Below are 14323 nucleotides of genomic sequence, written 5' to 3'. Positions count from 1 at the left end.
CAATGTCGGCTACTGGCCCTGGCTGGCTGAAAACGAATGCATCGAGCGATGCCCGAGTTCGAGGGTAAAGCGGAAGACATATGCTCGGTCCGAGTGTTTTGCCTTTTTGACGCGAAGCCAAGCCACCGCATGGTTGATTGTGTAATCCGGCAAAGGTTCAAGATTTAGTTTGCCCACACCGCCAAGTCTTCGTGCAAATCTGCAAAAAGGCTCGGGTTTTGCCAAATAGACCTAAGACGCGGTCTTCCCGTAAACAAGATCCGCCCGCTTCTCGAAGGCGGCAGCAAAACGCGAAAACGCAGCGTCGAACATCGAGCCCATGAGCAGGCCGAGCATGCGGCTCTTGAACTCATACGACAGGAAGAAGCCGACATCGCATTCGGTCTCGGACCTGGGTTCAAACGTCCAGCGGGTCTCGAGGTTGCTGAACGGGCCGCGCAGATATTCGACGAGGATCTTCAGGTTGGGCCGGTCGAGCGTGACCTTGGTTGTGAAGGATTCCCGCACCAGCTTGAACGACACGGTCATGTCGGCCACCACGACCTCGGTGCCGTCGTCCTTTGGCGTGCGCTGGCGGACCTTCAGCGACTGGCATAGCGGGACAAATTCCGGATAGCGCTCGACGTCGGCGACCAGATCGAACATTTGCGATGCGGAGTGGCGAGCCCGCCGTTTGCTGGAAAATCTCGGCATCAGTGGATACTCGCACGGTTTCGCTCGAGCGCGAGGTCCTCCAGATAATCATTCGCCTGGAACCGATCGGTAAAGCAGACGAGCGACTGCTCCGGGCGCAATCCCTCAAAAAAGTCCAGCAGCTTCGGCCGCTGCCGCCGGCGGTAGGTCCAGACGTAACGGAAGAATTCAAGGTCGATCTTCTCGGGACAGCCCTCGGCCATCTCGGGCCGGACCCGGCCGTAGCTTTTGGCAATCCGCATCATGATGCCGAACATGCAGGTGGATCGCGGCAGGTCGAACCAGATCACGGTGTCACTGGCCTGGCGCCGCAATTCGCCTGCGCCAGACCTCGTATAGTTGCCGTCCATGACCCACCTTGGTTGCCGCGCGGCCTCGGCCACGCGATGCTCGAACTCGGAGTTGTCAGAGGCCACCCAGCCGGGCTTCCAATACAGCGCGTCGAGCGAGACGAACGGAATGCCCGTCATGTCGGACAGCCGCCGAGCAAAGGTCGACTTGCCGGACCCTGACGATCCCATCACAAGAATGCGTCGCATCGTGCGATCCGAAGCTAGCGAGCCAGCGCAGCCCGTGCCGCCTGCAATCTGGCAAAATCCTCGCCGGCGTGGTGCGACGAGCGGGTCAGAGGGCTCGCCGATACCATCAAAAAACCCTTGGTGTAGGCGACGCGCTCGTAGCCCGCAAATTCATCCGGTGTCACATAGCGCATCACGGCATGATGCTTGCGCGTCGGCTGCAGATATTGACCGATGGTGAGGAAGTCGACGTCGGCCGAGCGCAGATCGTCCATCACCTGCAGCACCTCGTGCCGCTCCTCGCCAAGGCCGACCATGATGCCGGACTTGGTGAATATGGTCGGGTCCATCTCCTTGACCCGTTGCAGCAGCCGGACCGAATGGAAGTATCGCGCGCCCGGTCGAACCGTTAGATAGCGCGACGGAACGGTTTCCAGATTGTGGTTGAACACGTCGGGCTTGGCCGCAACCACCCGCTCCAGCGCACCATCCTTGCGCAGGAAGTCCGGCGTCAGGATCTCGATCGTGGTGGTCGGGCAGCGGGCGCGAATGGCGCGGATCGTTTGCGCAAAATGCTCGGCTCCTCCGTCGGCGAGATCATCGCGGTCGACGGACGTGACGACGATATGGGTCAGCCCGAGCTTGAAAGTCGCTTCGGCGACATAGTCCGGCTCGCTGGCCTCGAGCGCACCGGGCATGCCGGTCTTGACGTTGCAGAACGCGCAAGCGCGCGTACAGGTGTCCCCCATGATCATGAAGGTCGCGTGCTTCTTGTCCCAGCACTCGCCGATATTCGGACAGCCCGCTTCCTCGCACACAGTGACAAGGCCGTTTTCCTTCACGATCTTGCGAGTATCGGCATAGCCGCGCGTGTTCGGAGCACGGACGCGGATCCAGTCCGGCTTCGGCGGCGACACGGCGTCCGGCCGGTTCACCTTTTCGGGGTGACGCGGGCGAACTGGCGTGTTTGAGATGGTGTCGACGATGGTGACCATGGACCGCCTGGAAGGTCGCGAGAGAGCTTAGCTAATCCGTGTTGGCGAAGCCTGCAACCCGGGCTCCCGTGACCCTAGCAGACTGTGCAAGATATGGGCACCCTACCCGCCACTTCCGCTCTGATTCTCACCCAAAATGGCTCAAAACTCCAGATCGACTGCCGCTGCGACGCCGCGACTCGGCAAGCCGCTGAAACGCTCATTCTTTGACCGCAGCGTGCACGAGGTCGCGCCCGACCTGATCGGTGCCACGTTTCTGGTCGATGGCGTCGGCGGCATCATCGTCGAGGTCGAGGCCTATCATCACACCGATCCGGCCGCTCATTCATTTCGCGGACCGACCCCGCGCAACCAGATCATGTTTGGCCCCCCGGGATTCAGTTACGTGTACCGCTCCTACGGCATCCACTGGTGCGTCAACTTCGTGTGCGAGGAGGCGGGCTCGGCCAGCGCTGTGCTGCTGCGCGCCTTGGAACCGACACATGGGATCGCAGCGATGCGCCGGCGGCGCGAGCTGGATGACGTGCACGCGTTATGTTCCGGTCCGGGCAAGCTCTGCGAGGCGCTCGGCATCAGCATGGCACACAGCGAGCTGCCGCTCGACCGCCCGCCGATCGCGCTCTACGCGCGAACCGAGGCGCCCGACATCTCCATCGGCGTGCGGATCGGCATCACCAAGGCCGTCGACCTGCCCTGGCGCTATGGCGTGAAGGGGTCGAAATTCCTCAGCAAGCGCTTTGCGGATTAAACAGCGTGGTGGCAGACAGCTTCGATCCGGTTGCCGTCGGGGTCTCGCAGGAATGCTGAATAGTAGGAGGCGTGGTGGCCCCGCAGGCCCGGCGCGCCGTCATCGGCGCCGCCGGCGGCGATCCCGGCATCCCAGAATGCATCAACCTGGGTGCGCCACTTCGCCTTGAAGCACCAGTGACGGCCAAGCGCCTCCTCCGGCTTCGGGCCCTTGCGGATCGTGAGATAAACGCGGTCCGGATATGCCGCCCGCGCGCGTTCGCCATAGCCAAGCCAATCGTCGCGACGCCCGACCTTGACCACATCGAGCGTTTTCATGATCGCGTCGTAGAAACGTTCGGCGGCGGCGATGTCGGAGACAGTGATGGAAACATGATCCAGCATCGCCGCAACCGCCCGTTATGATGCCTGCTTCAACCGTACGAGCGCCTCGGCGATCTTGGCCTTGCGGGCGACCGCCGCCTCGCGCTTTTCCTTCTCTTCCTCGACGATCTCTTCCGGCGCGTTGGCGACGAATTTTTCGTTGGAGAGCTTTGCGTCGACGCGTTTGATGTCGGCATCGGCCTTGGCCGCTTCTTTCTCCAGCCGAGCGCGTTCCGCCGCGAGATCGATCACTCCCTTCAGAGGCAGCGCGACCACTTCGCCGCGCACGAGGAGTTGCACCGCACCCTCCGGTGGCACGTCGGCGAAGGAGATTTCCGAGAGTCGCGCCATCCGCTTGATCACATCGCTCCAGCGTGGAGCGCGGTCCTTCGTTTCGGCCGAAGCGCCGACGATTGTCAGCGGCGTCAGTGTGGATGGCGGGATGTTCATCTCCGCCTTCACCGACCGCACCGCCGTGACGAGGTCGACCAACCAGCCGATCTCGGCTTCCGCCGCGGGATCGCTGAACTCGACTGCATCCGGCACGAACAGGACCGGCGGGATCAGCGCATCATTCGGGGTCGCCATCGACATCGCGAGCTGCTCGGGCGTCAGGGTGGCCTTCCGCGGCCAGTCGGTGAGCGCGAGCAACCGGTCTCGCTTCGCGGTCACCGCCCACAACTCCTCGGTGACAAAGGGCATGAACGGATGCAGGAGCTTGAGGATTTCGTCTCGCACCCATGCGATCATGGCGCGCGTCTCGGTCTTCGCGGGCCCGTCCTCACCCATCAGCAGCGGCTTTGTGAGTTCGACGTACCAGTCGCAATAGACATTCCAGACGAAGCGGTAGATCGCATTCGCCGCGTCGTTGAAACGGTACGCCTCGATCGCCTCGGTGACCTCGCGTGACGCCAGGGCCGTCTCGTGCAGGATCCAGCGGTTCAGCGTTTCCTTTGCCTTCTCGGGCTCGAAACCGCCAGCCAGCGCGGCACCGTTCATCTCGGCGAAGCGGCAAGCGTTCCACAGCTTGGTCGCGAAGCTGCGATAGCCTTCGACCCGGCTCTCGGCGAGCTTGATGTCGCGGCCTTGCGCGGCCATCGCCGATAGCGTGAAGCGCAGCGCGTCGGCACCGTATTTGTCGATCAGGTGCAGGGGATCGATGACATTGCCCTTCGACTTCGACATCTTGGCGCCCTTCTCGTCACGAACGAGGGCGTGGATGTAGACTGTCGAGAACGGCGCCTCCTTCATGACGTGAAGCCCCATCATCATCATCCGTGCGACCCAGAAGAAGATGATGTCGAAACCGGTGACCAGCGTGTTGGTCGGGTAGTAACGCTCCACCTCCGGCGCGTCATCCGGCCAACCAAGCGTGGAGAACGGCCACAGCGCTGATGAGAACCAGGTGTCGAGCACATCCTCGTCGCGGGTGATGAAGCCCTCGCGCTTGGCGGGATCCTCCGCCATCTCTCGGCCCTGCTCTTCTGTGATGACCTCCTGCTCGACGTAATAGCCGAGCGCATTGCCGACCGCCTCTTCCTCGGTCTCGGCGACGAACGCCTTGCCGTCAGGGCCGTACCATGCCGGAATCTGGTGACCCCACCAGAGCTGGCGCGAGATGCACCAGGGCTGGATGTTTTCCATCCATTCGTAATAGGTCTTTTCCCAGTTCTTCGGCACGAAGGTGGTTTCGCCAGAGCGCACGGCCGATATCGCCGGTTGCGCGAGCGTCTTGGCGTCGACATACCACTGGTCGGTCAGATAGGGCTCGATGACGACGCCGGAACGGTCGCCATGCGGCACCACGTGGGTGTTCGGCTCGATCCTCTCGAGGAAACCAAATTCCTCGAGCCGCGTCACGATCCGCTTGCGCGCGGCGAAGCGTTCGACGTGATGGAACTCCTCGGCGAACTCCGACGCGCCCTCTGGCAGGCCGCGCAGATAGTCCTCGTTGCCGACCAGGTTCAAGCAGCCCTCCTGGTCGAACACGTTGATCTGCGCCAGGCCGTGACGCTTGCCGATTTCGAAGTCGTTGAAGTCATGCGCCGGCGTCACCTTGACCGCGCCGGATCCCTTCTCGGGATCGGAATAGTCGTCGGCGACGATCTGAATCTTGCGGCCGACCAGTGGCAGGATGACATGCTTGCCGACCAGGTCGGCGTAGCGCTCATCGTCAGGATGCACGGCGACCGCGGTGTCGCCGAGCATGGTCTCGGGCCGCGTCGTCGCGACCACGATGAACGACTTCGGATCATCGGGGCTGAACGTCTTGCCCTCGATCGGATAGCGCAGGTACCACAGGCTGCCCTTGACCTCGACTTGCTGCACTTCGAGGTCGGAGATCGCAGTGAGCAGCTTCGGGTCCCAATTGACCAGCCGCTTGTCCTTGTAGATCAGCCCCTGGCGATGCAGTTCGACGAACACTTTTACGACAGCGCGCGACAGGCCCTCGTCCATTGTGAAGCGCTCGCGCGACCAGTCGCAGGACGCGCCGAGGCGCTTCAACTGGTTGACGATCGTGCCGCCGCTCTCGGATTTCCACTGCCAGACGCGTTCGAGGAATTTGGCGCGGCCCATGTCGCGGCGGCTCGGCTCCTGCCGCTCCATCAACTGCCGCTCGACCACCATCTGGGTGGCGATGCCTGCGTGATCGGTGCCGGGCTGCCACAGCACGTCGCGGCCGCGCATCCGCTCGAAGCGGCACAGGATGTCCTGTAGCGTGTTGTTCAGGGCGTGGCCCATATGCAGCGAGCCCGTCACATTCGGCGGCGGAATCACGATGCTGAACGGCGCGGCGTCCTTCCGCTCCGGCCGGCCGGCCTTGAACGCACCGCTCTCCTCCCAGATGCGAGACATCCGGCCCTCGATATCGGTGAACTGGTAGTTTTTCTCGATCATGGCGCTGCAACATGGGACATGGAAACGGGTAGAAAGCCGCCCCGGCGCACCAAGTCAACCGGACCGGCGCACCGTGACGGCGATTCGGGCATCTTTGGGTGGCTGAATGAGGGCTCCGGGTCCGTCGCCGGCTATCGCCCGCGGGAAACCCGCTCGATCTCGGCCTTCACGATGCGTTCCACCAACCCCGGCAGATTGTCGTCGAGCCAGGTTTTCAGCATCGGACGCAGCATCTCCCTGACCAAATCCTCCAGCGTCCGCGCGTTGTTGCTGAGGACCGTGCTGGCCAGTGAATTGAACGCGGACTCCACCGCCCGCATGGTTGTCCCGGAAATGATCGGCTGGGCTGGCGCGGGCTCGATCGGCGGGGGCTCATAGGCCGGCTGCCGGTTGAACGTCTTGGTAGCCGTCGATTCCGCAAACTCGACGTCGTCGTCCGGTTCGACCCTCTGGAACGGCGACGCTGGCGCTGCGTCCGCTTGCTCAAGCGCCGGATCCGGCAGGGCCATGTCATCGGTAAGCTCGAACACGTCGCCGTCGGGCTGCGGAGGCCTGACTTCGGCCGCGGGCGTAGCTTCATCCAGACTGGCGAGCAGGGAATCAATGTCGTCCTGGCTGTTGCTCGGAGCTGGTATGGTCGCCGGCGGGGCAGCAGGCTTCGGCGCGGGCGCCGCTGCCGCCTTTGCTGGCGGCGGCGCGTCCTTCGCGGCGGACTTGGCGGGTGACGGCTCGACCTTCGGTGGTGGTGGTGGCGCCGCCGCGGCCGGAGGCTTCTCCGCAATCGCCGGAGGCTTCTCCCCGGCGGCCGGCTTCGCCTCGTCGTCGGCTATGATGCGACGGATCGACGCCAGAATCTCCTCCATCGAGGGCTCTTGGACCTTCGCAGGTTGCGTCATCGCCGACTCCACATCGAAACCGTTTTACACCAAGCATCACGGGATTTGCTGGTTCCGAAAATGCAGGCCGCGATTTTCATCGCTCGCACCCGACTTGTCCCCAGATCAGGCCCGCGCGAAGCATCGCGCAGGCTCCTGTCGCCCCATGATACAAGGCGCCGCGCCAAGCCATCGGACTCGTCGCGAATCGCTTTGTTGCCAGAGGTAACGGTATGTCAGAGCAACTATCCCTTGCAAGCAAACGCGCCTTGTCGGTGATCCTGAACGGCTCCGAATCACAGACAATAGCGCTTTCGAGGGAAGTGGATGCTGGTCCCGTAACGAAACCGCGTGAAACAAGAATCTAGAGCATCGGCTCCGATTCAATCAGAACCGAAAATGCTATTGTCGAGCCGAACGACGGGGGTGTGGCGGTTAGAGCAGGATCCGGAAAGGCGTGTCGCGCCTTTCCGGACAGAGCATACACAGGTTGATCCCGAGTTCATCGCGGCTTAGCGGCCATCGGGTGTGCGGACACCAATCCAGCTGTCGCGGATCTGATGGTAATGCACGCTCGGATCATAGGTCGCGGTCCGCAGGTTGAGCACTTGCGGCGACAGCCGGCCGATCGAATTCAGCACGGAATAGGAAGCGACGACGCGGTCGTGCTGCGCGATCACCAGCGCGTTGCGTGCGTTGACGAGTGCCTGCTGCGCGTTGAGCACGTCGAGCGTGGTGCGCTGGCCAGCCTTGGCCTCCTCGCGCACGCCGTTCAGCGCGATCTCGGAAGCCGTCACCTGGGCCTGTGCGGACGACACCTGTGCCTTGCCGGCCACCAACTGACCCCAGGCAGTGACGACGTTGGCGCGGGCCTGGTCTCGCGTCTGTTCCAGAACGAGACGCTGCTGCGCGAGCGTTTCCTTCGACTGCCGGATCAGCGAGTAGTCCGCGCCGGCCTGATAGATCGGCACCGACAGCTGAACGGCTGCTCCCGCGTTGAATGAACGGGATATTTGCAACGTCTGCTCGTAGGACTGGTTCACACTCGCCTGTAGATTGACCGACGGGAACAGCGCGCCTTCGTTGACCTTGACCTGCAGGAAGTTGACGTCGACACCAAACATCGCGGCGGTGACGTTCGGATTCTCGATCAGGCTGAGTTCCACGGCGGCGGCGAGTGTCGCCGGCAGAAACCGATCGACCGGCGAGCCGGGCGCAAGATTTTCCGGCTCGTTGCCGATGATGCGACGGAAATTCGACCGCGTGGTGTTGAGGTTGGATTCCGCGGTGAGCTGCTGGGTCTTGCCGGCCGCGAGCTGCGCCTCGGATTGCGCGACGTCGGTGCGCGTCACCTCGCCGACATTAAAACGGTCACGGGTCTGCTTCAGGGTCTGCTCGAGCACGCGCGTGTTGCTGCGCTGAACCTCGACGATCGCCGCGTCCCGCAGATAGTCCATGTAGATCGTGGCGGCCGACAGCAGCACGCCCTGGTCGAGTATTCGCAATCCTTCCCGCGCCGAGGATACTTGGCTTTCGGCTGCGCGCACCCGGTTCGGGGTCTGCGCGTTGAACAATGACTGGTTGACGGTGAGACCGGCGGCCCGTGGCACGGTGGTGCCGTGCCCGCCGGCCGCAATGTCGGTGTCGATATATTGATAACCAGCGCTCGCCGTCAGCGCGACCCTCGGACGGTAGCCTGACAGCGCCTGCGGCACGTTTTCGTCGGTGGATCGGACAAACGCGCGCTGGGCGTTGAGCTGGGGATTGTTTTGGTAGGCTCGCACCAATGCGGCCTCGATCGTATCGGCCAGGGCAGGCATCGGGCCCAGCTCAGCCAACAGAAGGCCCGCAGCTGCTGCTGCGGCGATTCCCTTCACCCCTCGCATCCCCAACAATCCATCCTTTGTATTCGCCGGGCATAAGGAACACGCGCCGGCGTTGCCTCAGACGAAGTGAGTCCCACCTCACTTTAGTCTGCAGGCGGGCTTAACGGAACCACCCCGCAACGGTACGCGACGGAAACTCTTCACGTGGCGCAAACGGGCCACACTTCTGATTCAGAACGGGATTTTATCAGGCCGCCGAGGTGCGGGAGTATCCAGAAGGTTAATAGCTAGAAGACGAAGGCAGGACGGCGTTCCAATCCGGGCAGAACCGGGGCCGCGGCGTCGAACAGTTCGCGGTGCCCGAAATCCCCGTGGGAATGGGTCACCAGACTGGCGCGCGGCGGCTGGGTCACTGCGAACACGCCGACCAGCCGGCCCCCCTCCTTGAGCTGAGCATAGAGGCCGGTCGGCAATATCCCGGTGGCGCCATCGAGCAGAATGACGTCGAACGGCGCATTCGCGGCATCGCCATCGGCCGCTGCTGCAACTGTCACACTCGCATTCTGCACGCCGAGTTCCGCCAGTGTCGCACCCGCTTTGGCCGCGAGCGCCGAATCGCTTTCCGTCGCGAAGACTTGCGCGGCGAATCGTGCGACCACAGCCGCGGCGTAGCCCGTGGCGCACCCTACGACCAGCACGCGGTCGGTCGCCCCGATCTCGGCCGCCTGCAGCATCTTGGCAAGCACCGCCGGCTTGATCAGGTATCGCTTGACCGAGCCAGGTTCCGCAACGTCCAGGTCGAGGTCGAGGTAGGCCAAGGCTTGCTTGGCTGCCGGCACGAAAGCCTCGCGGGGAACCGCCAGCATCGCATCGAGGATTCGCGTATCGGTGACGTCACTCGGACGCACCTGATTATCGACCATATTCTGGCGCGCGGTCGAAAAACCGTACATGGCGGAACCCTGAAGTAGCGCGGTGTCGCCGCGGCAAAGGACTGGAACGGGCCACCTTTTGGAACAAGCTCCACCAAAACGCAACATGCCGATCGCGGCTGCGCCACGTTGCCATCTTACGCGAGGCCAGAATGCCGGTCGCCCGAGCGTAACGTTTATTCGATGGTGACCGCCAGGCGCCCGATCAGCAACGCGACCTCGTCGAGATGTTCTGAATCGTGAGCCTCGACGGCCTTCGCCAGACGGCGCAGGCACTCGTCGTCGCTCATGGTCGGAATATCGCTAGGAACAAGGGTCGGCTCCGTGGCCGACGCATCGGTCTGAACACGAGACATGAGCAATCACCCCTCGACAAAAACCGGCGGCGTGAAGTTTCCGAAGCGATTGAGTCGTTTTGGCGGCAGCCGGCACAGGCTTCGGATCGGGCAGTCGGGAATGTCGTGATGGAGTCGAAACTGGCTCCCCGGGCTGGATTCGAACCAGCGACCATTCGATTAACAGTCGAATGCTCTACCGCTGAGCTACCGAGGAATAGGCGAAACATCCGTTCGCGAGCCGCCAGCGTATAACAAAGCCTTCCCGGCTTGCAAAGAACCAAATGGCGGCCGACGCGCAACTTTGACCGGAGCGGACGGCGAACAAGCCGACGACATAAAAGAGGCCGCCGCAGACCATCACGATTGCGCCCGGCTCCTGCCATCGCAGGCAACCGAGCACGGAGCGGACCGCACAAGCCAGCGTCGTACCAAGAAAGAACGGCATGAACAGCGAGCGCAGGATGTCGACATTGATCGCGTTCATCGCGGAGATGCCGGCCGCCTGCTCGATGCGGCCGAGCGAGGTCGTGATGAACGTCGAGAACGCGAAATACAGGCCGGCAAGCAGCGACCTGCACCCTGCCCTTTGCCGCATCGTCGACAGCTACTACGAGATGTTCATGCGCGACATCTGGCAGGCAAAGCAGGCCGACCGCGCGCTCCGGACCCTTGATGCAGAGGACATGATAATCCTGTCAGGCCTGTTGTCCGACGCCGTCCGGCGGATCGCGCCCGCTGCCGCCCTCGGCACGTTCGCGGACCTAACGATGACGCTGATCGGCGCCGCCGTGCGTCACGCCATCACGGTGCCGCCGAACCAGGCGCGGCGCGCGCTCGCGCTGTTCAAGTCGATGCTGCCGCGCAGCCTGGCGACGGTGATTTGACGGGAGAAACAGTGGTAGGAGTAGCCCAAAAGTGCTCGCCCGGCGGGCGCAGCATGCGATCACGGACAATCAGACGATGCTTGCCATCATGTTTGCGTCTCCATAAAATTGCTGTACCGCCTGCCGGATGCGGCTTGGTCGGGAATTGCGCGAGCTGATTTTTGCAGAATGTGATTTCTCTCACACATGGTCCGGTGCGCCGAACCTAAGCTTCGAGGCAGTAATTAATTAACCAAGAGCGGGTGCGAGTGTCCTTTTGCTAAAATTCGAACAATTCGCTCAATCCTGATCCAAGACAGTTTTGCGACCGTGGCTCTCGAACGTGGAGAGCGCGATGAGCGAAGTCGATTTCGACATTCTATTGGACGCCGTGCGAACGGCAGTCGCGCCCATTTCCGAGGAGGATTTCTTGGCCCAGCCCTCGCCTCGTACCCAGCCGCTGCCCCGCGCTGCCAATGACAATCCCGCGCCTTGGCCGCTGATTCCGTTCCCGGAAGGCTGGTACGCCGCCTCCTGAGACGGCTTCTCACGTTCCGCGCGCAAGTCATTGATGGGATGAGTGGAGGCCACGACCGGAATTGAACCGGTGTACACGGTTTTGCAGACCGTTGCGTCACCACTCCGCCACGTGGCCCCAACGAGGGCGGATCAATATAGAGCCTCAAGCACTTAGGCAACCATTCTCGCACCAAATCTCGACCGAATTCTGAAACTCCCAAACCGTGCCATTTCTGAAACTCGTGTGCCCGCTCCGTTCTCGCGAGCAGGCACGGGACTGGCTTTGCTCCATCCCGTGACCGCCCTCACCACCGGTACCTCGAAGTGAAATGCCCTGTCTGTGAGACTCATCAGACGGTGGAGCTGGATATCGTATGCCGGCCGAAATGACGCCGATCCACAAGCTCGAGCGCTACATGCGCTGCAACGATTGCACTCGCGCCAGCGGCTTTCCCTTCAGACGTAGTCATCTCGTCGCGATGCGCACCAACAAGATATCTGCCGCCAACCCGCCTTCGGTGTGGTGGCCCGGAGAACGCTGATCCCGAGAACCCCGCGCAATTGTTTGCGCTCGCTGCCCGCCCCTCATCTTGCCGCGAGTGAACAACGTGCCGGACTAGCATGACCGGATCGACAGGAAACCTTCCGTGCTTCGTGCGTTTGTGCGGTGGTGACAAAAAAGGAATATCCCATGCGAAGCTCAATTCTCGTCATCGCGGTAGCGTTCGGAGCCACAACCGCCGTGCCGGTGCAGGCGCAGCAATCCACGGCGCCGAGCCAGCAAATGCAGCCTGATCAAAAGGTGCGGCAGGAGGCCGATAAAGGAATCAAGACCCGCAACTCCGGCGAGTCCGGACTTGTGGCGGATCAGGAAAAGCCGGGTGCTGCTGCCCATCCTCCCGGCCAGCCGAATAAGGACAGCAACCAGTCGACTACGGGTACAAGCCCCAGGAAATAGCAACGTTGTGCCGTCTGGAATTCGTTGCACCTCGTTGAGGAACTAGTGACCCTTTCCCGGCGTGCATGCTCCCTCACGCGCCGGGTTCTTGTGCCTTCCATTTGGGGCGGGATAACTTCCGTGGTTTTCTGATTGCGATTGAATTGCGTCAGGAACCAGACATGCTCAAGCATGTTGAATACGATCACCGCAAATAACCGGCAACTATCGGTGATGAGAACGCCTCATTGCGCTCCCGCCCACTCTAGCAGGGAAGGAGAGCGCCATGAGACGACGCTCAGAGCCCCACACGTTTGATGAGAATCTGGACGCGGAGAAGACCCGCGTCGAAGTGGCATTTGAAAACCTCCAACCCGGTCGAGAGCGCGACGTGCTGGAGCGCAAGCTCCGCCAGTTCGAAGCCGCCTCTCACATCCACACGTGGCTGACCTTTCCGGGTCCGCAACCGCCAAAGTAAGCGGATCACCATGAGCAACCTGCTTTATCGAGCTAGCATCGCGGCGCTCTGCCTGTCTCCTATCGCCATCGCTCTCATTGTTCTGTTTATGTAGCAGGGCCGCCTTGGTGGGCGTTCTCACTGCGCGAGGCCTCAAGCATGCCCCGGAAAAGTGTGCAGCGGTTTTCCCTCGCGACAAACGCGTAGCGTTTGCGCGGAGTTCATGCGCAAACAACAAGCTAAGGCGCGATGATGATTCATCCTGATCTCATCGCGCTTTAGCGCCAAGAGCCCGTCCGATGTCCCGCCACGCTTGGCCCCGTCTTACCGGCATAATAACCGGTCGCAACAAAAAGCGGTCTGTCTCGCTCCGGCAGTTGAGCGCGAAATATCTGCCCGGCGACGAGCAGAATGCCTACGAACACCACGGCCAGCATCATGCTAACGAGCGACGATTCCATCGGAGCTTCCACCCAGCGAGACCATCGTCAAACTCAATTGCGCAGCAGTAGTTCCTACCTGAACCCAGCTGAATGGCCCGAAGACTGGGCGGGTGTGAAGATAATGCGGACCCAGGCAAGGACCTGTTTGCGTAGAAAAGCCCCAGCTCCTTTGGGGCCTTGGGCAAGCGGCCTTCGCTTTCCTCCCGCAAATTTTCAAAACTCCATTGCCCTTGCATTTTCCGAAATCGCTGCACCCGCTCTGTTCCCGCGCCACGCCCCCAGATCAATTCTAGAGGGTTGTTCAGTTAGTCACTTGGGAAAAAGCCGATCGCGGATGTAGCGCGATGTAGGAGTCAGTTTGATTCCTCGTGGCTTGTGCCAGGCAGCGCGATCGATTTCGTTCTTGTCCCCGATTGCGAGGCGACCCTTGGCCTTCTTGGCGATAAAGATCGCGTCGCTCATTCGCCCGCTCGATCGCTTTTTCCTCGCCTTCACCTCTTTCCACAATTGGAGGCGGCCCAGCCTGAGCTTTGGAAGCTCCTCCTTGATCTCCCGGCGCAGGCAATCTTTCTCCGTCTCCCGGGGACGTCTGCGACCTCCTGGAAACATCCACAACCGGTCGGACCGACGTCGGACCAACAGGACCTTGCCATTTCTTGCGGCAACAAGCTTCGATGACTTGGCCACCGGGCAGCACCTCACGAATCAACAAAGTATCTGGCTCAGCTTGCACCAAACGTGCGCGCGTTTCATTGCGAGGCTACGAAGCGCGGTTGAAAAGGGCAATGCGGACCACCCGCTTTCACCAGGGAACAGTCGACGAAAGCAGGTGAGTTCCGCGCGGATCGTATCGGTTGGCCGATTGATTGAGGCCCGTGCCTCGAACAGTGCGCCTGTCCGGGGTAGGCAGGCCAAACAG

Annotated in this window: 16 protein-coding genes, 2 tRNA genes and 1 pseudogene; 6 read left to right on the top strand and 13 right to left on the bottom strand. The window is 61.9% G+C overall.

Going from position 1 to position 14323, the window contains the following annotated elements; genetic code table 11:
* Window positions 1–231: 231 nt before the first annotated feature.
* The 3 genes from JQ553_RS08010 to lipA all read right to left on the bottom strand — a co-directional run bounded on the left by JQ553_RS08010 (window position 232) and on the right by lipA (window position 2206).
* Window positions 232–693, bottom strand: a complete 462-nt coding sequence (locus tag JQ553_RS08010) for a type II toxin-antitoxin system RatA family toxin (protein WP_212499348.1) — start codon at window positions 691–693, stop codon at window positions 232–234.
* Window positions 693–1163 carry a DNA topology modulation protein gene (locus JQ553_RS08005; RefSeq protein WP_249144028.1) on the bottom strand — a complete coding sequence of 157 codons (471 nt, stop codon included), beginning with the start codon at window positions 1161–1163 and terminating at the stop codon, window positions 693–695. Before JQ553_RS08005 ends, JQ553_RS08010 begins: the two co-directional genes overlap by 1 nt.
* An 83-nt stretch (window positions 1164–1246) precedes the next feature.
* Window positions 1247–2206 carry a lipoyl synthase gene (lipA, locus tag JQ553_RS08000; protein WP_212499346.1) on the bottom strand — a complete coding sequence of 320 codons (960 nt, stop codon included), beginning with the start codon at window positions 2204–2206 and terminating at the stop codon, window positions 1247–1249.
* A gap of 136 nt (window positions 2207–2342) precedes the next feature.
* Here lipA and JQ553_RS07995 point away from each other — a divergent pair, with 136 nt between their 5' ends.
* Window positions 2343–2954 carry a DNA-3-methyladenine glycosylase gene (locus JQ553_RS07995; protein ID WP_212499345.1) on the top strand — a complete coding sequence of 204 codons (612 nt, stop codon included), beginning with the start codon at window positions 2343–2345 and terminating at the stop codon, window positions 2952–2954.
* Here the strand turns inward: JQ553_RS07995 and JQ553_RS07990 are convergent.
* The 8 genes from JQ553_RS07990 to JQ553_RS34345 form a co-directional block, all read right to left on the bottom strand.
* Window positions 2951–3337: a VOC family protein gene (locus JQ553_RS07990; protein WP_212499344.1), complete on the bottom strand. Its 387-nt coding sequence runs from the start codon at window positions 3335–3337 to the stop codon at window positions 2951–2953. The genes JQ553_RS07995 and JQ553_RS07990 overlap by 4 nt on opposite strands.
* Before the next feature lie 15 nt (window positions 3338–3352).
* Entirely contained in the window at window positions 3353–6214 is a 2862-nt protein-coding gene (locus JQ553_RS07985; protein ID WP_212499343.1) for a valine--tRNA ligase, read from the bottom strand.
* A gap of 131 nt (window positions 6215–6345) precedes the next feature.
* Window positions 6346–7110 carry a PopZ family protein gene (locus JQ553_RS07980; RefSeq protein WP_212499342.1) on the bottom strand — a complete coding sequence of 255 codons (765 nt, stop codon included), beginning with the start codon at window positions 7108–7110 and terminating at the stop codon, window positions 6346–6348.
* A 491-nt stretch (window positions 7111–7601) separates the two neighbouring features.
* Window positions 7602–8975 (bottom strand): TolC family outer membrane protein, encoded by a 1374-nt coding sequence (locus JQ553_RS07975; protein WP_212499341.1) that lies wholly within the window; start codon window positions 8973–8975, stop codon window positions 7602–7604.
* A gap of 227 nt (window positions 8976–9202) precedes the next feature.
* Window positions 9203–9868, bottom strand: a complete 666-nt coding sequence (locus tag JQ553_RS07970; protein ID WP_212499340.1) for a protein-L-isoaspartate O-methyltransferase — start codon at window positions 9866–9868, stop codon at window positions 9203–9205.
* A gap of 155 nt (window positions 9869–10023) precedes the next feature.
* Window positions 10024–10203, bottom strand: coding sequence for a hypothetical protein (locus JQ553_RS07965; protein WP_212499339.1), 180 nt, complete (start codon window positions 10201–10203; stop codon window positions 10024–10026).
* Between the two features lie 121 nt (window positions 10204–10324).
* A tRNA-Asn gene (locus JQ553_RS07960) sits at window positions 10325–10399 on the bottom strand.
* Window positions 10379–10780 (bottom strand): hypothetical protein, encoded by a 402-nt coding sequence (locus tag JQ553_RS34345; protein WP_249144027.1) that lies wholly within the window; start codon window positions 10778–10780, stop codon window positions 10379–10381. The genes JQ553_RS07960 and JQ553_RS34345 overlap by 21 nt, the downstream gene beginning before the upstream one ends.
* A gap of 25 nt (window positions 10781–10805) precedes the next feature.
* Between JQ553_RS34345 and JQ553_RS34340 the strand changes: the two genes are divergently transcribed.
* Together JQ553_RS34340 and JQ553_RS07950 are read left to right on the top strand one after the other, a co-directional pair.
* Window positions 10806–11069, top strand: a complete 264-nt coding sequence (locus JQ553_RS34340) for a hypothetical protein (protein ID WP_249144026.1) — start codon at window positions 10806–10808, stop codon at window positions 11067–11069.
* A 334-nt stretch (window positions 11070–11403) separates the two neighbouring features.
* Complete coding sequence (locus tag JQ553_RS07950; RefSeq protein ID WP_212499337.1) at window positions 11404–11586, top strand: hypothetical protein; 183 nt, start codon at window positions 11404–11406, stop codon at window positions 11584–11586.
* 43 nt (window positions 11587–11629) lie between these two features.
* Here JQ553_RS07950 and JQ553_RS07945 read toward each other — a convergent pair.
* Window positions 11630–11703 (bottom strand) — tRNA-Cys (locus tag JQ553_RS07945).
* Window positions 11704–11882: 179 nt separating this feature from the next.
* Between JQ553_RS07945 and JQ553_RS07940 the strand changes: the two are divergent.
* The 3 genes and pseudogenes from JQ553_RS07940 to JQ553_RS07930 form a co-directional block, all read left to right on the top strand.
* A pseudogene (locus JQ553_RS07940) lies at window positions 11883–12109 on the top strand (hypothetical protein); the annotation flags it as partial.
* Between the two features lie 149 nt (window positions 12110–12258).
* Complete coding sequence (locus JQ553_RS07935) at window positions 12259–12525, top strand: hypothetical protein (protein ID WP_212499336.1); 267 nt, start codon at window positions 12259–12261, stop codon at window positions 12523–12525.
* 265 nt (window positions 12526–12790) lie between these two features.
* Entirely contained in the window at window positions 12791–12982 is a 192-nt protein-coding gene (locus tag JQ553_RS07930) for a hypothetical protein (RefSeq protein ID WP_212499736.1), read from the top strand.
* A gap of 731 nt (window positions 12983–13713) precedes the next feature.
* Here JQ553_RS07930 and JQ553_RS07925 read toward each other — a convergent pair.
* Window positions 13714–14091 (bottom strand): NUDIX hydrolase, encoded by a 378-nt coding sequence (locus JQ553_RS07925; RefSeq protein ID WP_212499335.1) that lies wholly within the window; start codon window positions 14089–14091, stop codon window positions 13714–13716.
* Window positions 14092–14323 lie beyond the last annotated feature (232 nt).

Source organism: Bradyrhizobium lablabi (genome assembly GCF_018131005.1).
In the GTDB taxonomy this organism is placed as follows: Bacteria; Pseudomonadota; Alphaproteobacteria; order Rhizobiales; family Xanthobacteraceae; genus Bradyrhizobium; species Bradyrhizobium lablabi_D.
Note: the sequence above shows the minus strand (reverse complement) of the source record. Positions and strands in the feature narration are given on the sequence as shown.